The organism is Bradyrhizobium sp. USDA 4474 (assembly GCF_054057515.1).
Map to the genome: position 1 here is coordinate 5,493,045 of NZ_JBSRZJ010000002.1, position 26,590 is coordinate 5,519,634.

Sequence of the window (26,590 nt, forward strand, 5' to 3'; positions counted from 1 at the left end):
ATGCATCTGCATTAAACGTCTGACTGCGGCCGCTGATCAGCGGACTGGCCGAGCGACGGATGAGGAGCACCATGTCGATCCAAACGGGCGAACTCACTCCCTCACGTTCCTCCAACTGGCGCACGCCGGCCGTCGTCATCCTCTGTGGCTGTGCGATCGGCATGCTGGGCTTCGGGCCGCGCTCGGCGCTGGGCTTCTTTGTCCAGCCGATGAGCCATGAATTCGCCTGGGGCCGCGACGTGTTCGGCCTCGCGATCGCCGTGCAGAACCTGTTGTGGGGATTGGGCCAACCCCTGGCCGGCGCGATTGCCGATCGCTTCGGCCTGTACCGCGTGATGTGCGTCGGTGCGCTGCTCTATGCCGGGGGTCTGTTGCTGATGCGCTATTCCTCGACGCCGCTGTCGCTCAACATCGGTGCGGGCGTGATGATCGGCTTCGGTCTCGCGGGCTGCTCGTTCAACCTGGTGCTGTCGGCGTTCACCAAGCTGCTTCCGGCCGAGAAGCGCGGTCTTGCGCTCGGGGCCGGCACGGCCGCGGGCTCGCTCGGCCAGTTCCTGTACGCGCCGATCGGCGTTGCCCTGATCGACAATTTCGGCTGGCAGCAAACTCTCGCGGTGTTCGGCTTCATGATGCTGTTGATCATCCCGCTGGCGCTGGCGATCTCGACCCCGCCCGTAGCAAGCATGGCCAATGCGGCGCCTGCGGATGAGCAGACCATCGCCGGGGCACTCACGGAGGCGTTCGGCCATCGTTCCTACGTGCTGCTGGTGCTCGGCTTCTTCACCTGCGGCTTCCAACTCGCCTTCATCACCGTGCATCTGCCGGCGTTCCTCGTCGACCGCGGCGTCTCGGCGCAAACCGGCGGCTGGGTGATCGCGGCGATCGGCCTGTTCAACATCATGGGCTCTCTGAGCGTCGGCTATCTCCAGAACAGCTTGCCGAAGCGCTACATCCTCTCGACGATCTACTTCATTCGTGCGCTCGCGACGCTCGCATTCATCTCGTTCCCGATCACGCCGTTCTCGGCGATCGCGTTCGGCGCGGTGTCCGGGCTGACCTGGCTCTCGACGGTGCCGCCGACCTCGGCGCTGGTGGCGCTGATGTTCGGCACGCGCTGGCTTGCGACGCTCTACGGCTTCGCCTTCGTCAGCCATCAGGTCGGCGGCTTCCTCGGCGTCTGGTTAGGGGGCATCGTGTTCGAGCGATACGGTTCCTATACGCCGATCTGGTGGCTCTCGATCCTGTTCGGGGTGCTCTCGGCGCTGATCAATCTTCCGATCGTCGAAAAGCCGGTCGCGCGGGCGGTTGCGCAGCCTGCCTGATCGGTTAAACATCCCCGTCAAACAAGTCAGGGAGTTCAGCCGTGGCCAATTTCAAGGCGATCCGGATCGACAAGGCCGACAAGGGCACCACCGCGCAGCTGACGCAGTTCGACGAAGCCGAGCTGATGGATGGCGACGTCACCGTCCGCGTGGAATGGTCGACGCTGAACTACAAGGACGGCCTTGCGCTGACAGGCAAGGCGCCGGTGGTGCGCCGCTTCCCGATGATCGCCGGCATCGATTTCGCCGGCACCGTCGAAGCCTCCTCCCATTCGCAATGGAAGGCGGGCGACAAGGTCGTCTGCACCGGCTGGGGCATGGGTGAAACCCATCTCGGCGCCTATGCCGAGAAGGCGCGGGTGAAGGGCGACTGGCTGGTCGCACTGCCGCAGGGCCTGTCGGCACGGGATGCGATGGCGATCGGCACCGCCGGCTTCACCGCGATGCTCTCAGTGCTGGCGCTGGAGAAGCACGGCGTTTCGCCAAAAAGCGGTCCGGTCGTCGTGACGGGCGCGGCCGGCGGCGTCGGCTCGGTGGCGACCGCCGTGCTGTCGAAGCTCGGCTACCATGTCATCGCTTCGACCGGCCGCGCCTCGGAGGCCGATTACCTGAAGAGCCTAGGTGCCGCCGAAGTCATCAACCGCAATGAACTGTCGGGGCCGGCAAAGCCACTGGGCAAGGAGCGCTGGGCGGCCGGTATCGATAGCGTCGGCTCGACCACGCTCGCGAATTTGCTGTCGATGACAAGCTATGGTGGCGCCATTGCCGCCTGCGGTCTGGCGGCGGGCATGGACCTGCCGTCTTCGGTCGCGCCCTTCATTTTGCGTGGGGTGTGCCTTCTCGGCATCGATTCCGTCATGTGCCCGCTTCCGCCGCGAAAAGCCGCCTGGCAGCGCCTCGCCTCCGATCTGGATCGTTCAAAACTGTCTGAAATAACTACAGAAATTGCGCTGGACCAGGTTCCCGAGTGGGGCGCAAAAATCCTCGCCGGCGAGGTCCGCGGTCGCATCGTGGTAAAAATTGTCTAACGGCGTTCAGACTTTACCAACCAAGCTGCTTCAATGTCGCCATGGTTGGTATGGTAAGCAGCGGGTAAAGAGATAAGGCATCGCCCGCTGCGGGGTTGGTTCGGAGTTGAGCATGCTTGCGCGTATTGTGTTGGGGGCTGTTACGGCAGTCGTGACGTTTGCGCCGGCCATCGCCTTGGCCGGGAATATGAACGCGGATGAGGCACGCCGCTTCGTCGCCGGCAAGGTGTTCGCCTTCACCTGTTTCGACGGCACCCGCGGTGCAGGGCGTATCCTCGACGATCTCGGCGCCGCCGGCGCGGTGCAGTTCTCGGGCTCGGGTCCGGTCCGCCACCTCCGCCTGCCGGGCAACACCCTCCAGATCCGTGGCCAGAACGTCTGCGCCTCGATCAAGGGAATCCCGTTCGAGCCTTGTTTCAACCTGGAGAAGACCGATGACCGCAGCTTCCGCGGCTCGGTCTCGGGCATGGGTTTCGCCTATTGCGACTTCCACCATCAGGGCGGCAACCAGATGCTGATGGCGCGCGCGGTTGCGCGGCCGCGCTCGCTCCGTGCGCGGGAGCAGACCGGTTCGGTCAACGCACCGAGCACCGAGGTCGCTGCGCGCGTCGAAACACCGCGGGTCGAGAGCAGCCGGATCGAGCCGGTGAAGTCGGAAGTGAAGCCCGAACCCAAATCCGAGTCCAAGAACGAAGGCCCGCTCGAGCTGCGACGCTCGACCGAGTGATATCCCGCGCAAAACCGCGCGCGCAATTTACCCGTCTTTGACGAATGCATCGCACGCCAAGCCGCTGCGCCGTAATCATACGGCCTGCGGTTTTCATGCCTTGGTAGCGACTGAGGCCGCAGCCTTGCGCAACGGCCGGAAAGCGGCCCTACGCAAGGCTTCAATGATGTCGCTGTACTTCTTCCGCATCAGCACCGGCCGCTATTCAGGCGCCGCGGATCAGCCGTACGAGTTCGAGGATCGCGCCGCGGCCTGGACCGAGATGACCGAGGTGTGCGCCAATCTGCTCGGCGGCATCGCGCGCAACCTGAAGCCGAATGCGAAGTGGAGCATGGAGCTGCTCGACGAGAACAAGAAACCGGTCTTTCGCATCAGCCTGGACGGCGAGGCCGTTTGCTGCGCCGACACGATCGCTGACTGACGTTAACGAATGCGGCATCTGCAAATCCGCGAAGGGCGATTCTCTGCACGTGAAAGCTGTGCAGCTTCCATTGCTTGAGCATCATTTCCGTAGTTCTACCCACGCGGCGAGGATCCCCGCTTAACGTTAATGAGCAAACCTGTCGGTTAGCATCCCGCGGCGCTTACGCGCTTCGCCACGGCAATTCGTACCCGGGGAATCCGTCAATGATCTTCATTCAGAACCTGCGAATTGGCACCAAGCTCGCCGTGACCTCGGCGCTGACCATCGGTCTCGTCGGGCTGATGATCTTCCTCCAGATGAGCGGAGATGCCGAGGTCCAGAAGCTCGGAGCGTCAGCATCGCAGCAGCAGACGATTGCGATCAACGCCACGGATGCCAAGGCCTCGGTGCGGGGGATGCAGATCGGTATTCGCGACATCCTGACATCATCCTCGCCGGCCGCAATGCAGAAGGCCGTAACCTATTTCAACGACCGGCAGAACTCAGCGCTGCAGTTCGCGGCAGCAATGGCCAAGCTCTCGCGCTCGCCGGAGAATCGCAAGCGGATGGATCGCCTCACGGTGCTGATCGGCGAATTCGGCAAGGGTGAGCAACAGATCGAAGCGCTCCGCAAGCAGGCGCTTGCGCTCGACACCAGGACGGATGGCGAGGCGGCCGCCAAGCTGGCCGCCGAAATTGACCAACTCCGCATGGGAACGCTGGCGCCGATCAACGAAGAGATATCCGTCCTTGCCGACCAGATCGCCAACTTCGCCAAGCAGAAAAGCGCCGATGCGCGCGCCGACGCGGAAGCGGAGGCCACGTCCGTTGCGCGGACGTCGTTCATCACCGGCCTGCTGGTCGCGCTGCTCCTCATCGGGTCGTGCATCTTCTCCGTCTTCAGCATCGCGCGGCCGATGCGCGCCCTGACGGTTGCGATGGAGAAGCTCGCCGGCGGCGACTTCTCGGTGGCACTGCCTGGGCTCGGCCGCAAGGACGAGCTCGGCGAGGTCGCCGGCGCCGTCGAGAAATTCAAGGTCGTGTCCGAGCGCAAGGCGCGCGAGGAAGCGGAAGCCAAGATGCGGCAGGATCAGATCGCGGCCGAACAGCGCAAGGTGGAAATGCGAAAGCTCGCCGACGGTTTCGAAGCCGCCGTCGGCGAGATCGTCGGCACGGTGTCGTCGGCTTCGACCGAGCTCGAAGCCTCTGCCACGACGCTGACGTCGACCGCCGAGCGCGCGCAGCGGCTCACCGCCGTGGTCGCCGCGGCTTCGGAGGAAGCCTCGACCAATGTGCAATCGGTGGCCTCTGCAACAGAGGAGCTGTCGTCCTCGATTACCGAGATCAGCCGCCAGGTACAGGAATCCGCACGCGTGGCGAGCGAGGCGGTCGGCCAGGCGCGCAACACCACCGAGCGCGTCAGCGAATTGTCCAAGGCGGCAACGCGGATCGGCGACGTGGTCGAACTGATCAACACCATCGCTGGCCAGACCAATTTGCTGGCGCTCAACGCCACGATCGAGGCGGCGCGTGCCGGCGAAGCCGGCCGGGGCTTTGCCGTCGTCGCCTCCGAGGTCAAGGCGCTGGCCGAGCAGACCGCCAAAGCGACCGGCGAGATCGGCCAACAGATCTCAGGCATTCAGACCGCGACCCAGGAATCGGTCGGGGCCATCAAGGACATCAGCGACACCATCGAAAAGCTGTCCGAGATTGCCTCGACCATCGCAGCGGCCGTGGAAGAGCAGGGCGCGGCGACGCAGGAAATTTCGCGCAACGTGCAGCAGGCTGCGCAAGGCACGCATCAGGTCTCGTCCAACATCGGCGACGTGCAGCGCGGTGCGAGCGAAACCGGATCGGCGTCCTCGCAGGTGCTGTCGGCCGCGCAGATGCTTTCCGGCGACAGCAACCGCCTGAAGCTGGAAGTGAGCAAGTTCCTCGAGACGGTGCGCGCGGCCTGAGGGTCGCCGGCCGTTCTGTTCGAGCCGCATCCGCCGGCGCGACGGTGCGCCATCAGGCGGATATTTGTCGCGCTGCAGCACATGCTTGTGGAGCGGACAAGATCGGCGGCGGCGAATTCAGTGGTTTCACTAGGTCGCTGTTAACGGGTGTTTGCGACAATGGGCGCAATCGTTTCGGATAACAACCAGCCGGCATTGTTGGAATGACTTCCGCCCCCGTCGTTCGTGACGGTCGCGCCGGGGAAGGTTCGTGCGTTGGCTATCATCGGGATTTTGTGATGTCGAAGTTGTCGATCGTCTTCAAGCTTCTGACCGTGTTGTCGGTCCTCGTGCTCTCGCTCGCCGGTGTCGGCGTGGTGGCGATCGGCGCGATGCAGAACATCAATTCCCATACCGTCGAGATCGCAGAGAGCTGGCTGCCGAGCGTGCGTGCGCTGGGCTCGATCCGCGCCGATGTCAACGAACTGCGCGTCGCGCTCCGTCTGCATCTGATGCAGGATACGGCCGAGGGCAAGCAAGCTGCCGAGAAACGCCTCGCCTCGCTGCGCGAACGCATCGAGCAAACCCGTAAGACCTACGAGCCGCTGATCACGTCCGCCGAGGAGCGCTCGATCTACGGGCAATGGACCGCGGCGTGGGGCGAGTATCTCAACGGCGTGCAAGAGGTGATGGCGCTGTCGCGCAAGAGCCCGGGCAAGTTCCCGACGGAAGCCAACGAGCTGTTGCAGACCAAGGTCGCCAAGATGGCGCAGGCCGCCGATCCGTTGTTGACGAAGGACATCGAGCTGAACAACCAAGGCGCCGAGATCGAGACCAAGCAGGCGGCTGACGGCTACGCCTCGATCTTCCGCGTGCTGGTCGGCATCATCGTGCTCTCGGTCGTCATCGCGATCGCGGCGGCCCATTATCTCGTTCGCGACGTGTCACGCGGCATCGCCTCGATCATTCGCCCGATGCAGTCGCTCGGTGAAGGCGATCTTTCGGCGGAGGTGCCGCATCGCGGCGAGAAGACCGAGATCGGGTCGATGGCCGACGCGCTTCAGATCTTCAAGGAGGCGCTGATCGCCAAGAGGGCTGCTGACGAAGCGGCCGCGCGCGATGCCGAAGCCAAGATCGAGCGCGGCCGCCGCGTCGACGCCATCACCCGCAAGTTCGAAGCGATGATCGGTGAGGTTGTCGGGACCGTGTCGTCGGCCTCGACCGAGCTCGAGGCATCCGCCTTGACGCTGACCAACACGGCGCAGCGCGGACAGGAGCTTGCGACCGTCGTCGCCGCCGCGTCCGAGGAGGCCTCCACCAACGTTCAGGCCGTGGCGTCGGCTTCGGAGGAGTTGTCGTCCTCGATCACCGAGATCAGCCGCCGCGTGCAGGATTCGGCGCGGATGGCCGCGGAAGCCGTCGAGCAGGCGACACGGACCAACGAGCGCGTCAACGAGCTGTCGCAGGCGGCCGCCCGCATCGGCGACGTCGTCGAGCTCATCCACACCATCGCGGGCCAGACCAATTTGCTGGCGCTGAACGCGACCATCGAGGCCGCGCGTGCCGGCGAAGCCGGCCGCGGCTTCGCGGTCGTCGCCTCCGAGGTCAAGGCGCTGGCCGAGCAGACCGCGAAGGCGACCGGAGAAATCGGAGCGCAGGTCGCGGGCATCCAGACCGCGACGCAGGAATCGGTCAATGCCATCCAGGAGATCAGCGGCACGATCGAGCGGCTGTCGGAGGTGTCCGCAGCCATCGCCGCGGCCGTCGAGGAGCAGGGCGCGGCCACGCAGGAAATCTCGCGTAACGTGCAGCAGGCTTCGGACGGCACGCAAGAGGTTTCGTCGAACATCACCGATGTGCAACGCGGAGCGATCGAGACCGGCGAGGCCTCGAGCGAGGTGCTATCGGCCGCGAAATCGCTCGCGACCGACAGCACCCGCCTCAGGGTCGAAGTCGCGCAGTTCCTGGATTCGGTCCGCGCGGCATGATCAACCGCTCGTCTGTGGCACCGGCGGTGGCGTGACCTGCCGCCGAAACAGGATGCGCTGGTAGAGCCAGCCGATTGCGACCAGCACGATGCCGAGGCCCATGAACGACAGCGCGCGGTAGACGCCTGTCAGCGTCGACATGTCGATCACGAAGGCCTTCAGGATCGTCAGCGCGATGACGACTGCCGACGCCAGCCGGGCGCGTTCGGAATTGACCGCTATGCCGATACCGAGCAGCACCACGCCGAAGGCGAGCCAGCCGATCGAATAGGTGTATTGCTCGGCCCCGGTCGTCTCACCGCTGTCGAGGAACGGACCGTGATAGAAGCGGCGGATCTCGAGCGTCAGGTACGACAGTGCAAACACCAGCGCCGTGCCTGCGATCACGTTCGCGTAGATCTTGCCGCGTTCGCCGGCCACGGCATAGGCGAGCAGCAGCATCAGCACCGACGGCAGTGCGTAGCCGAGCAGCAACAGGTTGAAAACGGCGCCGCCGACATCGATGTGCCAGATCAGCGGGTTCTGCAGGAACAGCAGGCCGAACACGCTGATGAATCCGGCAATCGCCGTGAGCACGACCGCGCCCACATTGTGCACGATCGAGTGGCTGCGCAGCCGCAAGCGTTCCAGCCCCATCGCCATCGCCAGCGCCATCAAGACCTGCAGGGCAGCCTCTAACAGCGACGGCGCGGCGATCATGTCGCCGCCGGTGGCGAGATGGCGCACCTCCATGAAGGCGAGCAGGGCCGTGAACAGGATGGCCCCGGCCTCCACCATGCGCAGTGGTGCGTCATCACCCCTGCGGCGCAGGAAGAGGCTTGCGCCCCAGAACGAGGCTGCCGGCAGGCCATAACCCCACAACAGCCAGTTGAAGATGGGCGTGGTGCCGACGGCATCGCCGACGATGCGCGGATCATAGCCGACGCGTGCGGTGACGATGCCGGCGAACATCGCGGCAAGCCAGCGCAGGAATGGAATCGGCCGCCGCATCGCAATCCACGCGGTGCCGAGCGACACCAGCGCCAGCGCGATGGTGAGCCAGCCTTTTTCGAGCGCGAAGGTCAGCGCCAGCGCCAGGGCGCCGAGCGTGCCGGTTGCAAACAACGCCGTGGAGATCGCCAGGCCCGGCCGGGTCTCGCGGCGGGTGAGCGCTTCTGTCGCCGCGCCAAAGGCGGCTGCGAGCAACACCGCGAGCATCGCGAACGGGATCGAGCGGTCGAGATGAGCGATGCGGGCATAGAGCGCGACCAGGAGCGCGATCGGCGTGGCGACGCCTGCCGCCGACCACACCACGGGAATGATCGCCGAATTCGAGCGTCCTTGTGCGAAAAAGCCCGCGAGACCGAAGCCGGCGGCGAAGATCGCGGCCATCACCAGATGCTGCGTCACCGCGCTGTCGATTGCGGTCGGCGCCACGCCGGCCATGGGGCCGCCCGGCAGCACCAGCATATCAGGGTTGGCGCGCACCGCCCATTCGGCGAACACGATGAAGACGGTCGCAGCCGCCGCGCCCAGCGCGCCGGCGGCGGCCTCCGCGCGCCAGGCGACGGCCAGCGTCGCCGCGATCAGCAGTGTAAAGGCGATCAGCGAGAGATCGGCATGCGCGCTCGACAGCACGATCAGCATTGCGCCGAACAGATAGGCCCCGAGCGCGCTCGACGAGACCGGCTCGATCTGTCCGTCCTCGATATCAGGACCGAACATGAAGCCGCAGACGACGAGCAATGCGGCGAGCACGAACCCTGACATCACGTGGAACGCGTGCGGCGCGAGGTGCCGGTCGCCGGTATCAAGGCCAGGGAAGATCCAGAGTACGGCGAAGACGATCGTCGTGACCGCGAGCCAGCGCCACAGCCTGATGCGGGCGAGACCAAAGCTCGCGGCGGTGACGATGGCAAGATAGATATAGAGCGCCCAATAGTCCGGCTTGCCGCTCGAGACGAGCACCGGCGTCGCGAAGGCACCGACCACGCCGAGGCCCGCCAGCGCCGGCCCGTGCAGCAGCGCGGCCGCAAGCGTGCCCATCGCAACGAGGCCGAGCAGCACGAAGGCGGTGGCGGGCACGAGAAACCCGTAGAGCGCATACGCGGCGTAGACGGTCGCAAATGCCACCGCTGTTCCGGCGGCGGTGAGGATCGCGGGGATATCAGCGATCGGCAGTGCCTGGATGTTGGAGATGCTCTCCCTGCGCCGCGTCCATTCGCCCGCACCGAGCAGCGCGAGCGCGAACAAACCGCCGAGGAATACGCGGACGCCGGGGCCGACAAGGCCGGCCTCGATCGAATAGCGCACCATGAAGAAACCGCCGAGCGCGAGTGCAAGCCCGCCGATCCACACCACCCAGCGCGTGCCGAGCCGTTCTTCGAAGCCGGGGGCCGGCGTCGGCAGCGACGGCGGCGCCTCGGTTGAGGGGCTCGCCTCGATCGGGGGCGGCGCGGCCTCTTCGGTGACGGGTGGCGGTGCGGCCTCGGCTTCCGGCGCAAGCGGCGGCGGCTCTGCTGCAGGCGTGCTCGCTTGCTCCTGCACAGGCAGCGGTGGCGGCGGCTGGACCTGCCGCAGCGCCAGCAGTGCGGCCTCCAGCGAGCCGAGCCGCCGGCGCAGCTCGGTCGCCTGATTCGACGCTTTCAGCGCGATCAGGAACGCGGCGATCGCAATCATCACTGCAAAGACGTCGAACGGGGCGTCGAACATGGGGCCTCCTGGCGATCGGCGGGCAGGGGCCGACCGCAAACTTGATCTAGCGCCGGGAGCGTAGGCGCAAGCCCGGCGCGGGCCGCTCCTGGAGCACCTCACGGCGGAAGCGATAGAGCGCCGCCGGTCTCCCGCCCGTCTGTGTCGACATCACGCCGGTCGGTTCGACAAGGGCTTCGGTTTCGACCAGACGGCGGAAATTCTGCTTGTGCAGGTGGCGGCCGGAGATCGCCTCCACCGTGTACTGCAACTCAGTGAGTGTGAACTCAGCGGGCAAAAGTTCAAACACCACAGGGCGATACTTCAGTTTCGCACGCAGCCGCGCGATCCCCGTGGCGAGAATCCGGCGATGGTCGAACCGCATCGAGGTGCCGAGCGCGGGCAGTGTCTTGCGCGCCCTTGCTGCCGGGCGGCCGTCGCGTCTGGCCTCCTCGACCAGCCCGGCCTCGTATAGCAGCTCATAGCGATCGAGCACGCGTTCCTCGTCCCAGGCCGCGCCGTCGAGCCCGAAATAGAATCGGACGCGATCCCTGCGCGGCAATGCGCGCGTGGTCTCCGGCGTCTCTTCCTCGGCCCAGGCAGTCAGCGCCGGGATGATGTCACGGCCGATGATCGCGGGCGGCGCCTCGCGCCAGTCTTCCCAGGGGAAGAAGCGATACCAGGGCTCGAAGCTCGCCGTGGTCGCAGCTGTCTCGGCAGTGCGCGTCAGCGCGAGATAGCCGATCGACACCATATGCGCACCGGTGTCGCCGGTCTCCGCATGGCGGCCGCGATCGCCAAACGTATAGAGCTGCTCGACATAGCCGAGCCGCAGGCCCGCCTGTTCCTCGACCCAGGCGCGCAGCCCGATCTCGAAGGTGCGATGGCTCGGCGCATCGAACGGACCGAACGGCAGGCCGGCGAGCCCGTCGCCGCCACGGGAGGTCAGCACCAGCGGCTCATGATCCTCGATCGCGACGATCGCGGCAGTCAGGCCAATCTCGATCGGCGTGAGGAGCTTGTCGCTCATGCGGCGGTGATTGCTGGTGTCATTCGAGCTCGATGGCAAAGGGGCGGCCTTCGACCATCATCTCGCCCGGGCCCATTTCGTCGAGCGCGCGCAACATGCGGCCGTTGCGCCCCAGTGCGCGGTCGGCGAGGCTGACGATGCGCCGGTTCGGCGAGGCGATCGGAGACGCCGCGCGGATCTTCTTCGCGATCTCGATCTCGTCACGTTCAGGGTTGAGCGCGCAGACGGCTGTGAATGCGCTCGCGGTGGAGCGGCTGATGCCGGCATAGCAATGCACCACCAGCGGCGCACTGCGGTCCCACCCGCGCACGAAATTCAGCACCTGGCCGATATGTGCTTCCGACGGCGCGACAAAGCCGTCCATCTCCTCGGTGATGTCGTCCATCGAGACCTTGAGATGATTGGCCGGCAGCACCGATACCGGCCGTGCCACCTGCTCGACATTGGCCATTACGGTCAGCACATGGCTGGCCCCGGTGCGGCGGACGGTTTCGGGAAGAGCGGCGAGCGAGCAGACGTGGATCATGGCAAACCTTTTTGCCGCTGATTATAACCCCGGCCGCAGGGCGGGCAAAGGCGCATCGCGCCGTACCCACCGTCTCGTACCTACGCAAACACGGCGCCGAACCGCTCCAGAAACTGCTTCTCGGCCCGGGCCGCGGTCCAGGGCGTCAGATAGTCGCGCCTGATACTTTCGGACAGGCCGGGATCCCTGCCGAACAGACGCTTCGCCTCGCTCTCGCTGAAACCGGCAAGCTCAGTCGCCTCCAGATAAGCCGCGCCGCGGTCGGCGGCCTTGATCGCCACCGTGATCTCCTCGGGCAGTTCCGGCGGCAACCCGAAGCGGATGTGGATGGCGCCGAGCAGGCGTTTCTCCACCGCCTTGTAGTGACCGTCGAGCACGGCCTTGAACGGCGAGATCATGTCGCCGATCACATACTCAGGCGCATCGTGCAGCAGTGCTGCCAGCCGCATGCGCGCGTCGACGCGCGGCATCTCGTGCCGCAGCACGGTTTCCACCAGCAGCGTGTGCTGCGCGACCGAGAAGATATGAGCCCCGGTGGTCTGCCCGTTCCAGCGCGCGACGCGCGCCAGCCCATGCGCGATGTCGCCGATCTCGACATCGAGCGGAGAGGGATCGAGCAGATCGAGCCGCCGGCCCGACAGCATGCGCTGCCAGGCGCGGGACGCCGCATCGCGCGAGGTCTTCCTGGCCGTCATTTGGACTTGAGGCGCGGCTTGCGCTGCAGCTTGCTGCACGTCGAATGGCAGTGGCAGTCGACGAGATGGTCGTTGACCATGCCGGTTGCCTGCATGAAGGCATAGACGATGGTCGGGCCGACGAACTTGAAGCCGCGCGAGGACAGTTCCTTGGAGATCTGCACCGACAGCGGCGTCGAGGCCGGCACGCTCGCGGTGGTCTTGAAAGTGTTGACCTTGGGCCGTCCGCCCATGAAGTCCCACAGCAGTTTCGAGAAGCCCGGCCCCTTCTCCATGATATCGAGATAGGATTTTGCACTGAGGATCGTGCCTTCGATCTTGGCGCGATTGCGCACGATGCCGACGTCGTTCATCAGCGCGTGCACCTTCTTGTCGGTGTAGCGCGCGATCTTCTCCGGCTGGAAATCGTCGAAGGCTTTGCGGAAATTGTCGCGCTTGCGCAGGATGGTGATCCAGGACAGGCCGGCCTGAAAGCCGTCGAGGATCAGCTTTTCATAGAGCGCGCGGTCGTCGTACTCCGGCACACCCCATTCGGTGTCGTGATAGTCGACGTAGAGCGGATCTTCGCCCGGCCAGGGGCAGCGGGTCTTCCCGTCGGGATGCAGGCGGGGAGCGCGGCTCATGCGATGGGCTGCTTTGCGGGAATACGGACGATGTCAGGTTCGGCCAGCTTCAACGCGAGGCCGCCGGCGGTGAGCGGCTGTTCGGCATCGAGTGCGTCCGCAACGCGGTCGATGCGCACCAGCGCAATGCCCTTGCCTTTCGCCGACGAGCCCATCGTGCCGACGGACTTGTCGCCGGCCATGACGCTGACGCCGGCTTCGGGCGAGGAGTCCTCGAGCAGCACCTTCACGCTGCGGGTGCGCGCAGTGCCGCGATGCTGCATGCGCGAGACGACCTCCTGGCCGACATAGCAGCCCTTGTCGAAATCGACGCCGGCGAGGCGATCCATGTTGGTTTCGTGCGGGAACGCATCGCCGTACATGAAATCCAGCCCGCCGCGCGGCACGCCGAGCGCGATCCGGTGCGCCTCGTAGTCAGCGGCGTCGACCAGCTCGGCGCCGATCAAATCGGACAGTTTCTGCTTGAGATCCTCAGGGATCAGGATGCGCGTGCCGAGCTCGGCGTTGCGCGGGTCAGTGAAGGCAAGATCCGGCTGCGCAGCGGGCTGGCCGTCCCAGGCCGCGAGCACGCCGAGATCGTCGGAGAGGTTGTCCACCGTGACCTTGGCGCGCAGCTTGTAGAATTTCAGCTTGGTGGCCAGGCCCTCGGCCAGGGCCTTCGGGCAGTCGATCAGGAACCCGCCGCCATGGCCGGCGGGCGCTTCCGTGATCAGGAAATCCACGATGATCTTGCCCTGCGGCGTCAGCAGCGCGCCGAATCGCCCCAGGCCCGGCTTGAGCCTGTCGACATCGGTGGTGATGAGGCCGTTGAGGAAGTTGCGCGCGTCCTCGCCCGCGACCTTGATCACGCCCCGGTCGGGAAGAAACGCTGATTTCATGCGAAAATCTCTTGCGACATGGTGCTTCGGAACGTAAGCCCGCAAGGCATAAACGACAAGACCTCGAGCCCTGCGCTTGGGGATGAGAGGGGCCTCCAGCCATGACCCAGCGCTTCGATGTGATCCTCAAAGGCGGCACCGTCGTCAACCAGGACGGCGAGAATGTTCGCGATATCGGCATCACAGGCGGTCGCATCGCCGAGCTGGGCCCGCTGTCGCAAGGCTCCGCCGCCGAGGTGATCGACTGCAAGGGCCTCCACATCCTGCCCGGCGTGATGGACACGCAGGTGCATTTCCGCGAGCCCGGGCTGGAGCAGAAGGAAGACCTCGAGACCGGTTCGCGCAGCGCGGTCATGGGCGGCGTCACCGCCGTGTTCGAGATGCCGAACACCTCGCCATTGACCGTGACGGAAGCCACCTTCACCGACAAGGTAAAGCGCGCCCATCACCGCATGCATTGCGATTTCGCGTTCTTCATCGGCGGCACCCGCGAGAACGTGCAGGACCTGCCGGCGCTGGAACGTGCGCCAGGCTGCGCTGGCGTAAAAGTGTTCATCGGTTCCTCGACCGGCGCGCTGCTGGTGGAGGACGACGAAAGCCTGCGCCGCATCTTCCAGGTGATCCGCCGCCGAGCCGCCTTCCACGCCGAGGACGAGTATCGTCTCAACGACCGCAAGTCGCTGCGCATCGAGGGCGATCCGCGCTCGCATCCGGTCTGGCGCGACGAGACCGCGGCACTGATGGCGACTCAGCGCCTGGTCAAGCTCGCGCACGAGACGGGAAAACGCATCCACGTGCTGCACATCTCGACCAAGGAAGAGATCGAGTTTCTGCGCGACCACAAGGACGTCGCGTCCTGCGAGGCGACGCCGCATCATCTCACGCTGGTCGCGCCTGAATGTTACGAGCGCCTCGGCACGTTGGCGCAGATGAACCCGCCGGTGCGCGGTGCCGATCATCGCGCCGGCATCTGGCGCGGCATCGAGCAGGGCATCATCGATGTGCTCGGCTCCGACCACGCCCCGCATACGCTCGAAGAGAAGCAGAAGACCTATCCGGCGTCGCCCTCCGGCATGACCGGCGTGCAGACGCTGGTGCCGCTGATGCTCGATCACGTCAATGCCGGCCGCTTGTCGCTGGCAAGGTTCGTCGATCTCACCAGCGCCGGCCCCGCGCGTCTCTACAACATGGCCTGCAAGGGCCGCATCGCCGCCGGCTACGATGCCGACTTCACGGTGGTGGACCTCAAGCGCAGCGAGATCATCACAAACAAATGGGTGGCGTCGAGGGCCGGCTGGACGCCGTACGACGGCGTTCGGGTGACGGGTTGGCCCGTCGGCACGTTCGTGCGTGGCAAGCGCGTGATGTGGCAGGGCGAACTGGTCACGCCCTCGCAGGGCGAGGCAGTGCGGTTTCTGGAGACGTTGAAGCAGTAGCGGTTTCTGTGAGAGGGGCCGGCATACCATCCCCCGTCATTGCGAGCGCAGCGAAGCAATCCAGAATGGTTGGCGGCAGTCTGGATTGCTTCGCTGCGCTCGCAATGACGAGGGGAGAGAGCTACACTCCCTCGTGAACGGGAGTGCAGTCCGATGTCGCAGCCATCATCTCTCATCTCCACCGAGCAACTCGCCGCGATCATCGGCCATCCCGACCTCCGCCTCTACGATTGCACGACCTACAACGAACCTGTCCCGCCGGGCAGCGACGTGCCGTATCGCGCCGTCCCCGGCGACAAGACCTTTGCCGCCGGCCACATCCCGGGCGCCGATTTCCTCGATTTGCAAGGCGAATTCTCCGACACCTCCGCACAGCAGTTTTTCATGATGCCTGACGTGGCCCAGCTTGAAACCGCCTTCGGCCGCCATGGGCTCGATGCCACGAAGACCATCGTGCTCTACAGCATCGGCACCATGATGTGGGCAACGCGATTCTGGTGGATGCTGCGCTCGCTTGGCGTCGATGCGCAGGTACTCGACGGTGGCTTCGACAAATGGAAGGACGAGGGGCGGGCGGTCGAGACTGGTGCTCCGGAGGGCTATCCAGCCACGGTTTTCAAAGCCGCGCCGCGCGCTGGCTTCTTCGTCGACAAGGCCTTTGTGAAGGCGCGGATCGGCGACCCCTCGACCGTTACCGTCAATGCCCTCGGACCGCAATTTCACGGAGGTCTCGAGCCGAGCCGTTACGGCCGGCCGGGTCGCGTCCCCGGCAGCGTCAACGTACCAGCTGCAACGCTCACCAATGCCGACAAGACGCTGACGACGCTTGCGGACGCCGAAGCCAAATTCACTGCGGTGGGCGTCACGCGCGATAAGAACGTGATCCTCTATTGCGGCGGCGGCATTTCCGCGACGATCGACCTGCTGATGCTGACGCAGCTCGGCTACGACAAGCTGATGCTGTACGATGCCTCGATGGGCGAATGGGCGAGGGACGCGGCGCTGCCGATCGAGACGGATGAGAGGTGAGAAAAAAGCGGGAACCTTCGTCGCCACCCTGCATCCAATGTCTGGAACCAAGCTGAACGAGCAGGTGACCGCCATGCAACGGACCGCAGCCGGCCAGACAGCCGGCATCAGGGCATCGGAAGCCGAGCTGATCGACCGGGCGCGGGGCCGGGACGAGGCCGCGCTCCGCGAGATCATGCAGGCCAACAACCGCAAGCTCTACCGCCTTGCACGCGGCATTCTGCGCAGCGACAGCGAGGCCGAGGATGTGGTGCAGGAAACCTATGTCCGCGCCTTCACCCATCTCGACGGCTTTAAGGGCGAGTCCGCGCTGTCGACCTGGCTGTCGCGCATCGCGATCAACGAAGCGCTGGGCCGGGTGCGAAATGCAAAACCCGATGTCGAGCTCGGCGCGGTGGGCGAAGAGGCGCTCGAGGCGCAAATCATCAAATTTCCCGTCTCTCCTCCAGGCGATCCGGAAAGGACCATGGCCCAGCGTGAAATCCAGCGCGTCGTCGAGCGCGCCATCGACGAGTTGCCTGACGTTTTCCGGATGGTTTTCGTCGCACGGGTCATGGAAGGGATGACCACCGAGGAGACCGCCGATCTGCTCGCCGTCAAGTCCGAGACCGTGAAGACGCGCCTGCACCGCGCGCGTACCATGCTGCGCGAGACCGTCGAGAAGGAGATCGGACCGGTGATGATGGACGCCTTCCCGTTTGCGGGCCGGCGTTGCGAGCGCCTGACCCTGTCAGTGCTGAAGCGCCTCGGAATCCGCGGCTAAATCATTCGGGAACGTCTGCGCGAAAATTCCATCCAATTCCTGTGGAGCAACGGCGGCAAAACCGTCCGGCAGCACAGGAGTGTCAAATCATGTTCGTTCGTTGGAGCGCGGCGCTCGCCGCAGCCATTCTGTTGTCCAGCCCCGTGCCGCTGCAAGGCGCGCGCGCTGCCGACAAGCTCACCGATCCGCAGATCGCCCATATCGCCTACACCGCCGGGGTGATCGACATCAACGCGGCCAAGCAGGCGCAGAAGAAGGCCAAGAACAAGGACGTCAAGGCATTTGCGGATGACATGCTGCGCGACCACGAGGCGGTCAACAAGCAGGCGCTCGCGCTGGTCAAGAAGCTCAACGTCACACCTGAGGACAACGATACCAGCAAGGCGCTGTCGAAGCAGGCGAGCGACAAGCTGGCCGAGCTCGACAAGCTGAACGGCGCTGCCTTCGACAAGGCCTATGTCGCCAACGAGGTCGCCTACCACAAGACGGTCAATACCGCGCTGGAAACCCAGCTCATCCCGTCCGCCAGCAATGCCGAGCTGAAGAACCTGTTGCAGACCGGCCTGAAGATCTTCCAGGGCCATGAGCAACATGCCGAGCACGTCGCGGCCGAGCTGAAATAGGGAGCGTGCGATGAAGCCGGGACGCCTCGCTGTGATCGCGCTCGCGGTCGCTTTCCTGCCGATGTCAGTCCCGGCGCAAGCCGCGACCATCGAGATCACGATGGAAAATCTCGTGATCTCACCGGCCGAGGTTTCGGCGAGGATCGGCGACACCATTACCTGGATCAACAAGGATGTCTTGGCCCACACCGCGACTGCGACGAACGGCGATTTCGACGTCGCGCTGCCGCCAAAGAAGTCGGCGACGCTTCTCGTGAAGAAGGCGGGAACGGTCGATTATTACTGCCGCTATCACCCCAACATGAAAGCGACGCTCAAGATCGAGCCGTGATGAATGGCCCCGCCGGCGCGGCGGGGCATCTTCAAAGCGGCTTACTGCCTTGCGAGGCAGACCGAGAATTCGCCGTTGCGAATGCGCGCGGGAAAACCCTCGACGAATTTCGCCACCGCGTCCTCGCCATAGGTGCCGACGAGCTCGGCGAGTGCCGCAAACAGACTGGCCTGCGCCAGGCAGTCACCGTCGACGCCGTCATGGCGTGCTTCGGCCCAGGCCTCGTTGAGATAACTCAGTGCTGCCTGTTTCTGCTCATGATCGGGCAGCGGCGCACGGGCGGGGGCGTAGGAAATCGGCTGGCTCATGAAACTCGATCAGGCTGGGCGCGATCCACGGCGATGCGCTGTGCAAGAGGTGTAGCACGCGCATTAACGTCCGCTAGGCCACATCTTTAAGAACGGTTAACGGCTGTGAATAAAGTCGGTGACAGAGTTCCCGCAAACTCAGTTCGCGTAGCGGGCCGTGAGATCGCGCGAGATCTTCGAACCCTCCTCGATGGAACGGCGGATCGCGACCGTCGCGGCCGGCGTGCAGCTGCGATAGGTCTGTTGAAAGCCGTTGTAGCCGCGATTGAAGCCCGCGATCATGCGGGTGCGGCGCTCGCCGGAGGGGGTTTCGGCATCGATCAGCGCCTGCATCTCGCTGCGCCATTTGTTGCCCTCGTTGGTGCCGCAGATGCCGCGCAGATAGTGCAGGCCGCCGAGGATCTCGGCCAGCCGCTGCAAATCGCCGTCGAACGGTGCCGCCACGTCCTGGGCCCGGGTGGGCGCAGAGGCGCAGGCGAGGATCAGGGCAAGGATGGCCAGAAATCGCGTCGACATCGGCGGGCTGTATGCCCCGTCGCGGCCGGGGAAGCAAGGCGAGCCGCGCGGGCGGTGCGCTGCCTCTCGGGCTTGCGGAGAGGTGTCGAAGCTCGTGGCTCGCTCAGAGGCCGATCAGCCTCGCAGCCGCCTGGATGATCTCCTCCAGGCCCCCGGTCATCTTGAGGTCGCCGAGGCTGCCCAGCGCATCCGGAGCGATCCACCTGAAATCGTCGAGCTCGTCGTTCAGGGCCGGTTCCCGGGCCACCCAGCGGGCGGCAAAGGACATGATCAGGTAGTGACCGGCGCCCGCAGCGGCCGGCAAAACCTCGCGCCAGCCCGCCAGGCTGACGATCTCGATCTCGAGCCCGGTCTCCTCGTCGACCTCGCGGCTCAGGGCCTGGTGCAGCGATTCGCCGAATTCGACGCGGCCGCCCGGCAGCGAATAGAACCCTTTGGCGGGCGAACGGGCCCGCCGGGTCAGCAGCACCTTGCCCTCGCGGAAAATCGCCGCGCTGACCGCGATCTGGGGATGGGTGGGCTGGGCGTCCGAGGACATCTTTTCAGCAACCCTGGCTAATTCGCCATGATGGTGTCGACGTCGGCTTCCGCGCCGCCATTGATGATGCCGCCGCAGGCCGCGATCAGCGGCTTGACCCAGAGGGTGGCCTGCTCGGCCAGCCGAACTCGGGTCGTGTCCTTCTCCACGTCGCGCATGGCGGAACCGACCGCAATCAGGATCGAGGTCATGGTGTCGGTGAGGTGGTCGAACTGGGCGCGCACGTTCGGATCGGCCTTCTCATAGGCTTCGATGGCCAGGTCCCGCGCCTTGAAGTTCGAGGCCGTGAAATGCTCGGCATAGGACAGCGGCGACCAGGTCAGAAAATCCTCAGCGCATTCCGGCATATCCGGGATCATCTCCAGGAGCATGACGGCTTCATTGAAATGGTTGAGATAGTCGGTGGCAAGCCCGGTCCGCGGGTTGATGTTGGCCACGCGTAGTCGTTCGGCCCAGGCTTGCGCCTCGGAGGCCGTCTCTGCAGGCGTCCGCGCGGATTGCGAGGCCATTGAGCTCATCCGCCGCAGTGTTAACGTTCGGGGTTAAAAGGACCTGAACGGACCCTATATAGACGCCCTGAGATGTGTGGACGCTTCGTCATAACTTCGGCCCCCGCGGCTTTACGGCAACTGTTCGGGTACATCGAGCAGCCGAATTTCCCGCCCCGGTACAATGTCGCTCCGACGCAACCGATTCCGGTCGTGTTGCTCGAGAACGGCGCGCGCCATTTCCGCCTGATGCGCTGGGGCCTGTTGCCGAGCTGGGTCAAGGACCCCAAAGGCTTCACGCTGCTGATCAACGCCCGTTCCGAGACGGTGCTGGAGAAGCCTGCGTTCAAGAAGGCCATACGCAGGCGCCGTGGGCTGATCCCGGCCGATGGTTATTACGAATGGAAGTCTCTCGACGGCCGCAAGCAGCCGTTCTTCATCCATCGCGCGGACGGTGCGCCGCTCGGCTTCGCTGCGGTGTTCGAGACCTGGATCGGCCCGAACGGCGAGGAGCTCGACACGGTGGCGATCGTCACGGCGGCGGCAGGCGAGGATCTCGCCGCGTTGCATGACCGCGTGCCCGTGACGATCAGCCCGCGCGATTTCGAGCGCTGGCTCGACAGCCGGAGCGACGAGATCGATCCGGTCCTGCCGCTGATGGCGTCACCACGTATCGGCGAATTCGCCTGGCGCCCGGTCTCCTCCCGCGTCAATCGCGTCGCCAATGACGATGAGCAGCTGCTCTTGCCGATCAGCGCCGAGGAGATGGAAGCCGAGACGTCGAAACCGAAGAAGCCCGCGCGCAAGGCGGCAGGCGCGTCGCCGGAAGACGGGCAGGGGTCTTTGTTTTAGGCAGGCTGCCGGTGGGCAAAGACGCAACGCGCCGTGCCCACCTTCTGTTCGATCAATGGTTCAAGCCGCCGCGACGGCCGATCCGAGCGCGGCGTTGCTGTACGCCTCGCCGCCAATGCCCCAGCCGCCGTCGACGGCGTAGCTGACATTGGCGAAGATGTGCTCGCGCTTGATGCGACCCCCGGCGGCCCTCTCGATGATATCAGTTCCCTCGGAAATCCAGGCGTCCTTGAGCTCCTGCGTCGGCAGCACGAATGACGGCACCTTGAGTTCGAACACCGCGATGTCAGCGGGCTTGCCGCCGGAATAGGTGCGGCTCTTCGGCACCACGGTCACTTCGCCGATGACGTTCGGTGTCATGAAGCGGTTGCCGGCGAGGCCGTGCAGGCGCAGCAGCAGCTCGGTCAGCTTGGCGAATGCCTCGGCTTCTCCCGATGGCGTCAGCGTGCCTTCAGGTACGATGATTTGGATGGGCATTTGAAGTCTCCTGCTTTGCACCGTGAGATAACGGTCGTTATATGAAACATAACGATCGTTATATCGTCAAGCCTAATATAACGATCGCTATCGAGAGGTGATCGGCGATGGCGCGACCGAAGAAGAGCGAGGGTGACGCCCGCAGGCGGCTGGCGGATGCGGTCGGGCGCGGCTTTCGCACCGGCGGGTTTGGGGGCGCCGGCGTGGACGCGCTTGCGAAGGGGGCAGGGCTCACGTCGGGAGCATTTTACGCTCATTTCGACTCGAAGGCGGATGCGTTCCGGCTCGCCGTGGCGGACGGGCTCGCGTTCCTGCGCGGCGGCATCGCCCAGTTTCAGGCCCAACACGGCAGCGGCTGGCGCGATCCGTTCATCGATTTCTATCTGGGTGCGCGGATGGAGGTCGGCCTGGACGAGGCCTGCGCGCTCCCAAGCTTTTCCTCCGACGTTGCGCGCTCCGACCCGGCAACGCGCGCCGTTTACCAGGGCGAGCTGGAGCGTCTCGTGGACCTCGTCGCGCAGGGCTTTCGCGGTGCCCATGCGCGTGAGCGGGCGCTGGCGCTGCTGGCGATCCTGACAGGCGCGGCCGATATGGCGCGTGCGGTGAAGGACGATGCCATTAGGCGCGAGATCCTTGCCGCGGCGAAGATCGCGGCGAAAGCGATCTAGTTCTCAGACGACCTCACGCTTCCGCAGATCGGCGATGCCAGCTGCATCAAACCCGAGCTCACCCAGCACCGCATCCGTATCCGCGCCAAGCTCCGGCGCCATCCGGTCGAGCTTGCCGCCGCCATGGGCGAGCTTGAACCCGCTGCCGGCAAAGCGCAGGCGGCCATAGGGTGTGTCGAGCTCCTGGATCGCGCCGCGCGCCTTGATCTGCGGATGATCGATGATCTCCTCGATCTTCCAGATGCTGGCGCAGGGCGCGCCGGCGTCCTCGAGAACCTTCTCCCACTCGCGTGCCGGCTTTGCCGCAAGTGCTTCCTCGATGATGGCGCGTAGCGCGGGCTCGTTCTCGTTGCGGGAAAACCAGTCGGCGAAGCGTGGATCGGCGAGCGTATCCTCGCGGCCCAGCGTGGACATCAGCACGCGGTACTGCTTCTCATTGTTGACGGCGAGCAGGATGTGACCGTCGCCGCATTTGAACAGGTTTGCGGTGGTCCGGCGGCTGACCGCCTGATTTCCCGAGAGTTGCTGCCGATGGCCGGCGACCGACCAGTCCGCGATTTGCCCCGAGAGAAATGCCATGGTTGCCTCCAGCATGGAGACGTCGATGAGTTGGCCCTTGCCGGTGCGGTCGCGCTGATAGAGCGCGCTCGACACCCCGAACGCGGCCGTCGCGCCCGAGAGCACGTCGCACACCGCAAAACCCGCGCGCGTCGGCCCCGTTTCGGGGTGACCGGTGATCGCCATGATGCCCGATAGCGCCTGCATCTTGCCGTCATAGCCCGGCCGCAACCGATCCGGGCCGGTCTGGCCAAAGCCCGAGACCGCGCAATAGATCAGTTTTGGATTGATCGCCGACAGCGCCTGATAGCCGATGCCGAGCTTGTCCATCACGCCCGGGCGGAAGTTTTCCATGACGACGTCGACCTGGGCAGCAAGCTTCGTCACGATCGCAATCGCGTCAGGTTTCTGCAGATCGAGCGTGAGGCTGCGCTTGTTGCCGTTGATGGCCTGGAACGCCGGCGCCAGCCCGCGCTCGGCCCATTCGCGTGAGAGCGGCGTCCGGCGCATGTCCTCGCCCTCGCGCCGCTCCACCTTGATGACATCGGCGCCCAGCAACGCGAGCTGATAGCTCGCATAGGGGCCGGCCAGAACTTGGGTGAAGTCCAGGATCTTCACGCCCTCGAACGGTCGCGTCACGTCTCTCTCCCGTTGTTTGTTGTTATTGGAGGACGTCAGGCGGCGCGGTTGCCGCGCGCGATCTCCTTCTGTTTGTCGAACTCGGCGCGACGGCGCGCCAGCTCCTCCGGCGAGAGCTGCGCGACATTGTTGTAGTCGAGCTTCCAGGAGGCATCCTCGCTCCAGCGCAGCGGCGACTGCATGGTCGTCTGCGGGCCGCTCGCGGTCTCCAACAGAGTGAGCGCCAGCTCCAGCGTCTGCGCCTGCGAGGGCACGTCATGCGGCTTGCCGGCAGAATTGCCGAGGGGGAAATCCGAGAACAGAAAGCGCGGGACGGCGGCGTGCTCGATGATGTCCTTGGCGCAGCCCATGATCACGGTCGGAATGCCATTGGCCTCCAGATGCCGCGCCACCAGCGCTGTGGTCTGATGGCAGACCGGGCAGTTCGGCACCAGCACGGCGGCGTCGACCTGGTCGGCAAGGCAGCGCGCCAAAATCTCCGGCGCATCGGTGTCGAGCGTGACGCGATGGCTGCGGTTGGTCGGCGCGCCGAAGAAGCGCGGCGCAACTTCGCCGATGCGACCCGCGGCGCCTGCGTTCAAGAGTTGCAGCAGCGGAAACCAGGTGCCGTTGTCGGTGGCCGTGGTGTGCTTGCGGTCGTAGCCGATATGCGAGATGCGCAGATCGTGCTGCTGCGACGTGTCGCCGTCATAGACCTGATAAAATTTCGCGCTGCCATTATACGCCGCGCCCGGTCCCTGGTCGCCCTTGGCGGGATCGTAGGGCGCCGCCGTGGTGATGATGGTGACGCGCGATTGCGCCAGCTTCTTCTTCAGCGGCTGGAACGGCGCTTCGGTGTAATGCGCCCAGCGATACGGCGTGGTGTAACCGATCGCGCTGTAATAATCCCGCGTGCGCTGCATATAGGGCACGGGGGAATCATGGTCGGGCGCAAAGCCGAATTCGTCGTCGCGCGGAGCGGACATGGGCGCGTCTCCAGGTTCTTGTTGAGGCCAGACTAGAGATAGTCGGTGGTTTGCTCAACAGGTGCCACGGGCGCGCAGGCCAGAATTGCCGTCCCGGTGGGGCTATCTGAAAATATGCAGCGCCGCGTATTGCAGCAGCATGATCGCCTTGGCGTCGATGATCCGGCCGTCGGCGATCATCGCGAGCGCCTCGTCGATACCGAGCTCCAGCACCTCGATATCCTCGCCCTCATGCGCGAGGCCGCCGCCGGCGCTGACGCGCATCGAGGGCTCGTATTCGGCGACGAAGAAATGCAGCTTCTCGGTGATGGCGCCGGGGCTCATGAACGCCTCGAACACCTTGTGGACGTCGTGCAGGCGATAACCGGTTTCCTCCTCGGCCTCGGCGCGGATGCGCACCTCGGGCGCGGCGTCGTCCAGCACGCCGGCGGCTGCCTCGATCAGCAGATCGTCGTAGCCCCGGAGGAAGGCGGGCAGGCGGAACTGGCGCACCAGGATCACGGTGCGGCCCGCGCGATTATAGGGCAGCACGGCGGCGGCATTGTCGCGCTCATAGGTCTCGCGGTGCTGCGTCTGCCATTCGCCATTGGCGCGGCGGTAGTCGAATGTCGTGGTCCTCAGCGGGGTCCAGCCGTCCGAGAGCACGCGGACGTCCTTGATGCGGACGCGGTCGGAAATGGTCATGACTTGATCTCAGTTGCTTGCAGTGGTCTCGCGGCCGTCGAGCCACTTCTGGAACATCACCGACGTCGATTCCTCGAAGCCGAGCGACTGGTAGAACGCATTGGCCTGCGCATTCTCGCGGCGCACGAGGAGCTGCAGCTTTGCGATGCCGGCTTGGCGCAGCCAGTCTTCGGCCGCCGCCATGACGGCGCGGCCATAACCGCGCTTGCGCCCATCAGGATCGACGGCGACGTAGTAGGCCCAGCCGCGATGTCCGTCATGGCCGACCATGACGGACGCGACGATCGCACCGGCGTCGCGGCCGATCAGCACGGTGGAGTTCTCGCGCCGCCGCGCCAGCGCGATGTCGGCATGCGGGTCGTTCCACGGCCGGGTCAGGCCGCAACGCTGCCACAGCGCAACGACGTTCTCGACATCGGCATCATTGATGGCGTCAATCGCAAGCATGCTCACAGCACCTTCCCCGGATTCATGATGCCGTGCGGATCGAGCATCGCCTTGATCGAGCGCATCAGCTCGATCGCGGTCTTGTCCTTGACCTCGGGCAGCTCGTCGCGTTTGAGTACGCCGATGCCGTGCTCGGCCGAGATCGAGCCGCCCATGCGCAGCACGATCGCGAACACGACGGCGTTCACCTCGTGCCAGCGCGCCAGATAATCCGCGGTGTCGGCGCCGATGGGCTGGCTGACATTGTAGTGCAGATTGCCGTCGCCGAGATGGCCGAACGGCACCGGCCGCGCGCCCGGGATCAGCTTGACCACGGCGGCGTTCGCCTCCGCGATGAATTCGGGCACGGCGGCTACGGGAACGGAAATGTCGTGCTTGATCGAGCCGCCCTCCGGCTTCTGTGCCGCCGACATCTCTTCACGCAGCTTCCAGAAGGCGTTGCGCTGGGTCAGGTTGGCCGCGATCACGGCGTCGTCGACGATCTCGTCTTCCATGGCGCGGGTGAGGATCGTCTCCAGCGGCGTGCGCGCGTCGTCGCCGGGCGATGACAATTCCATCAGCACGTACCACGGATGCTTCTCAGCGAGGGGATCGCGCACGTCGATGCCGTGGCGAACGGAGAAGTCCACCGCCATCTCCGACAGCAGCTCGAAGCTCGTCAGTGCGTTCGCAGCCTCGCCTTGCGCGATGCTCAGCAGTTTCAGCGCCGCCGCTGGCGACTTCAGCCCGACATAGGCGGTCTCGACCGCCCGCGGCTTCGGAAACAGCTTCAATGTTGCCGCAGTGATGATGCCGAGCGTGCCTTCCGCGCCGATGAACAGATTGTGCAGATTGTAGCCGGTGTTGTCCTTCTTCAGCTTCGACAGCACGTTGAGCACGCGGCCGTCGGCGAGCACCACTTCCAGCCCCAGCGCCATCTCGCGCGCGACGCCATAGGCGAGCGCGGCGGTGCCGCCGGCATTGGTCGAGAGATTGCCGCCGATGGTGCAGCTGCCTTCCGCGCCGAGCGACAGCGGAAACAGCCGGTCGGCGTCGGATGCCTTCGCTTGCGCGATCTGCAGCACCACGCCGGCTTCGACCGTCATGGTGTTGGAGGCGGTGTCGACCTCGCGGATCTTGTCCAGGCGCCGCAGCGACACCACCACCTCGCCATTGTGCGGCGTCTGCCCGCCGACGAGCCCGGTGTTGCCACCCTGCGGCACCAGCGCGATTTTGTGCTGCGAGGCGAGCTTGCAGATCGCGGACACTTCCGCCGTCGAGCCCGGGCGCAGCACCAGGGGGGAGCGGCCGTGGAACAGATTGCGCTCCTCGGTGACGTAAGCCTCGATGTCGGCGGCGTCGGTGATCGCGTGGCGATCGCCAACGATCTCGCGGAATTGGTCGATCAGTTCGGGCGCAAGCGGCGGAATGGCGGATTGATTGATGTTCATCGTCTCGTCTC

Annotated in this window: 29 protein-coding genes; 13 read left to right on the forward strand and 16 right to left on the reverse strand. The window is 65.2% G+C overall.

The features are described 5' to 3' along the window. The first annotated feature begins 71 nt into the window (after positions 1-71). The 6 genes from ACVW16_RS27400 (at position 72) to ACVW16_RS27425 (ending at position 7,405) form a co-directional block, all read left to right on the forward strand. Positions 72-1,322, forward strand: coding sequence for an MFS transporter (locus ACVW16_RS27400; RefSeq protein WP_456702119.1), 1,251 nt, complete (start codon positions 72-74; stop codon positions 1,320-1,322). Positions 1,323-1,363: 41 nt separating this feature from the next. Next, positions 1,364-2,350, forward strand: coding sequence for an acrylyl-CoA reductase (NADPH) (acuI, locus tag ACVW16_RS27405; RefSeq protein ID WP_456702120.1), 987 nt, complete (start codon positions 1,364-1,366; stop codon positions 2,348-2,350). Between the two features lie 112 nt (positions 2,351-2,462). Continuing rightward, positions 2,463-3,077 carry a hypothetical protein gene (locus tag ACVW16_RS27410; RefSeq protein ID WP_456702121.1) on the forward strand — a complete coding sequence of 205 codons (615 nt, stop codon included), beginning with the start codon at positions 2,463-2,465 and terminating at the stop codon, positions 3,075-3,077. Positions 3,078-3,243: 166 nt separating this feature from the next. Further along, on the forward strand, positions 3,244-3,498 hold the full coding sequence (locus ACVW16_RS27415) for a DUF6894 family protein (protein ID WP_456705195.1): 255 nt from the start codon (positions 3,244-3,246) through the stop codon (positions 3,496-3,498). 206 nt (positions 3,499-3,704) lie between these two features. Further along, complete coding sequence (locus tag ACVW16_RS27420) at positions 3,705-5,438, forward strand: methyl-accepting chemotaxis protein (RefSeq protein ID WP_456737896.1); 1,734 nt, start codon at positions 3,705-3,707, stop codon at positions 5,436-5,438. Positions 5,439-5,716: 278 nt separating this feature from the next. Beyond that, entirely contained in the window at positions 5,717-7,405 is a 1,689-nt protein-coding gene (locus ACVW16_RS27425; RefSeq protein WP_456737897.1) for a methyl-accepting chemotaxis protein, read from the forward strand. On the opposite strand, the gene ACVW16_RS27430 is transcribed toward ACVW16_RS27425, so the two are convergent. The 6 genes from ACVW16_RS27430 to ygfZ form a co-directional block, all read right to left on the reverse strand. After that, positions 7,406-10,096 carry a DUF2339 domain-containing protein gene (locus ACVW16_RS27430; RefSeq protein WP_456737898.1) on the reverse strand — a complete coding sequence of 897 codons (2,691 nt, stop codon included), beginning with the start codon at positions 10,094-10,096 and terminating at the stop codon, positions 7,406-7,408. Between the two features lie 46 nt (positions 10,097-10,142). Next, positions 10,143-11,105, reverse strand: coding sequence for an NUDIX hydrolase (locus ACVW16_RS27435; protein WP_456702125.1), 963 nt, complete (start codon positions 11,103-11,105; stop codon positions 10,143-10,145). A gap of 19 nt (positions 11,106-11,124) precedes the next feature. Then, positions 11,125-11,631 (reverse strand): tyrosine phosphatase family protein, encoded by a 507-nt coding sequence (locus ACVW16_RS27440; protein ID WP_456702126.1) that lies wholly within the window; start codon positions 11,629-11,631, stop codon positions 11,125-11,127. Between the two features lie 80 nt (positions 11,632-11,711). Beyond that, positions 11,712-12,326: a YfbR-like 5'-deoxynucleotidase gene (locus ACVW16_RS27445; protein WP_456737899.1), complete on the reverse strand. Its 615-nt coding sequence runs from the start codon at positions 12,324-12,326 to the stop codon at positions 11,712-11,714. Continuing rightward, a complete protein-coding gene (locus ACVW16_RS27450) occupies positions 12,323-12,949 on the reverse strand; it encodes a DNA-3-methyladenine glycosylase I (protein WP_456702128.1) in 627 nt (208 codons plus the stop codon). The genes ACVW16_RS27445 and ACVW16_RS27450 overlap by 4 nt, the downstream gene beginning before the upstream one ends. Further along, positions 12,946-13,827, reverse strand: a complete 882-nt coding sequence (gene ygfZ / locus ACVW16_RS27455) for a CAF17-like 4Fe-4S cluster assembly/insertion protein YgfZ (RefSeq protein WP_456737900.1) — start codon at positions 13,825-13,827, stop codon at positions 12,946-12,948. Before ygfZ ends, ACVW16_RS27450 begins: the two co-directional genes overlap by 4 nt. A 101-nt stretch (positions 13,828-13,928) precedes the next feature. On the opposite strand from ygfZ, the gene ACVW16_RS27460 reads away from it, so the two are divergent. From ACVW16_RS27460 to ACVW16_RS27480, 5 genes are all read left to right on the forward strand, one after another. Beyond that, complete coding sequence (locus ACVW16_RS27460) at positions 13,929-15,263, forward strand: dihydroorotase (protein WP_456737901.1); 1,335 nt, start codon at positions 13,929-13,931, stop codon at positions 15,261-15,263. 153 nt (positions 15,264-15,416) lie between these two features. Next, positions 15,417-16,292, forward strand: coding sequence for a sulfurtransferase (locus tag ACVW16_RS27465; protein ID WP_456737902.1), 876 nt, complete (start codon positions 15,417-15,419; stop codon positions 16,290-16,292). A gap of 73 nt (positions 16,293-16,365) precedes the next feature. After that, the gene (locus ACVW16_RS27470) at positions 16,366-17,055 is read left to right on the forward strand and encodes an RNA polymerase sigma factor (protein ID WP_456737903.1); all 690 of its coding nucleotides are present in this window, start codon (positions 16,366-16,368) and stop codon (positions 17,053-17,055) included. Between the two features lie 89 nt (positions 17,056-17,144). Then, entirely contained in the window at positions 17,145-17,678 is a 534-nt protein-coding gene (locus tag ACVW16_RS27475; RefSeq protein ID WP_456737904.1) for a DUF4142 domain-containing protein, read from the forward strand. Between the two features lie 10 nt (positions 17,679-17,688). Continuing rightward, a complete protein-coding gene (locus ACVW16_RS27480) occupies positions 17,689-18,009 on the forward strand; it encodes a cupredoxin domain-containing protein (protein WP_456737905.1) in 321 nt (106 codons plus the stop codon). 41 nt (positions 18,010-18,050) lie between these two features. On the opposite strand, the gene ACVW16_RS27485 is transcribed toward ACVW16_RS27480, so the two are convergent. From ACVW16_RS27485 to ACVW16_RS27500, 4 genes are all read right to left on the reverse strand, one after another. Then, complete coding sequence (locus ACVW16_RS27485; protein WP_092227477.1) at positions 18,051-18,317, reverse strand: hypothetical protein; 267 nt, start codon at positions 18,315-18,317, stop codon at positions 18,051-18,053. A 138-nt stretch (positions 18,318-18,455) separates the two neighbouring features. Then, complete coding sequence (locus ACVW16_RS27490) at positions 18,456-18,833, reverse strand: TIGR02301 family protein (RefSeq protein WP_092227478.1); 378 nt, start codon at positions 18,831-18,833, stop codon at positions 18,456-18,458. 103 nt (positions 18,834-18,936) lie between these two features. Continuing rightward, complete coding sequence (locus ACVW16_RS27495) at positions 18,937-19,371, reverse strand: NUDIX hydrolase (protein ID WP_456737906.1); 435 nt, start codon at positions 19,369-19,371, stop codon at positions 18,937-18,939. A 17-nt stretch (positions 19,372-19,388) separates the two neighbouring features. After that, positions 19,389-19,889, reverse strand: a complete 501-nt coding sequence (locus ACVW16_RS27500) for a hypothetical protein (protein ID WP_456702137.1) — start codon at positions 19,887-19,889, stop codon at positions 19,389-19,391. A 63-nt stretch (positions 19,890-19,952) separates the two neighbouring features. Between ACVW16_RS27500 and ACVW16_RS27505 the strand changes: the two genes are divergently transcribed. After that, positions 19,953-20,711 carry an SOS response-associated peptidase gene (locus ACVW16_RS27505; RefSeq protein WP_456737907.1) on the forward strand — a complete coding sequence of 253 codons (759 nt, stop codon included), beginning with the start codon at positions 19,953-19,955 and terminating at the stop codon, positions 20,709-20,711. Between the two features lie 60 nt (positions 20,712-20,771). Here ACVW16_RS27505 and ACVW16_RS27510 read toward each other — a convergent pair whose 3' ends face one another. Further along, positions 20,772-21,188: a Tautomerase enzyme gene (locus tag ACVW16_RS27510; RefSeq protein WP_456737908.1), complete on the reverse strand. Its 417-nt coding sequence runs from the start codon at positions 21,186-21,188 to the stop codon at positions 20,772-20,774. 107 nt (positions 21,189-21,295) lie between these two features. On the opposite strand from ACVW16_RS27510, the gene ACVW16_RS27515 reads away from it, so the two are divergent. Further along, positions 21,296-21,856 carry a TetR family transcriptional regulator gene (locus ACVW16_RS27515; protein ID WP_456737909.1) on the forward strand — a complete coding sequence of 187 codons (561 nt, stop codon included), beginning with the start codon at positions 21,296-21,298 and terminating at the stop codon, positions 21,854-21,856. Positions 21,857-21,859: 3 nt separating this feature from the next. Here ACVW16_RS27515 and ACVW16_RS27520 read toward each other — a convergent pair whose 3' ends face one another. The 5 genes from ACVW16_RS27520 to ACVW16_RS27540 all read right to left on the reverse strand — a co-directional run bounded on the left by ACVW16_RS27520 (position 21,860) and on the right by ACVW16_RS27540 (position 26,579). After that, positions 21,860-23,053: a CaiB/BaiF CoA transferase family protein gene (locus ACVW16_RS27520; RefSeq protein WP_456737910.1), complete on the reverse strand. Its 1,194-nt coding sequence runs from the start codon at positions 23,051-23,053 to the stop codon at positions 21,860-21,862. Positions 23,054-23,088: 35 nt separating this feature from the next. Further along, the gene (locus ACVW16_RS27525; RefSeq protein WP_456737911.1) at positions 23,089-24,018 is read right to left on the reverse strand and encodes a glycine reductase; all 930 of its coding nucleotides are present in this window, start codon (positions 24,016-24,018) and stop codon (positions 23,089-23,091) included. Between the two features lie 102 nt (positions 24,019-24,120). After that, complete coding sequence (locus tag ACVW16_RS27530) at positions 24,121-24,702, reverse strand: NUDIX domain-containing protein (protein WP_456702143.1); 582 nt, start codon at positions 24,700-24,702, stop codon at positions 24,121-24,123. A gap of 9 nt (positions 24,703-24,711) precedes the next feature. Further along, entirely contained in the window at positions 24,712-25,149 is a 438-nt protein-coding gene (locus tag ACVW16_RS27535) for a GNAT family acetyltransferase (RefSeq protein ID WP_456702144.1), read from the reverse strand. A 2-nt stretch (positions 25,150-25,151) separates the two neighbouring features. Further along, positions 25,152-26,579 (reverse strand): FAD-binding oxidoreductase, encoded by a 1,428-nt coding sequence (locus ACVW16_RS27540; protein ID WP_456737912.1) that lies wholly within the window; start codon positions 26,577-26,579, stop codon positions 25,152-25,154. Positions 26,580-26,590 lie beyond the last annotated feature (11 nt).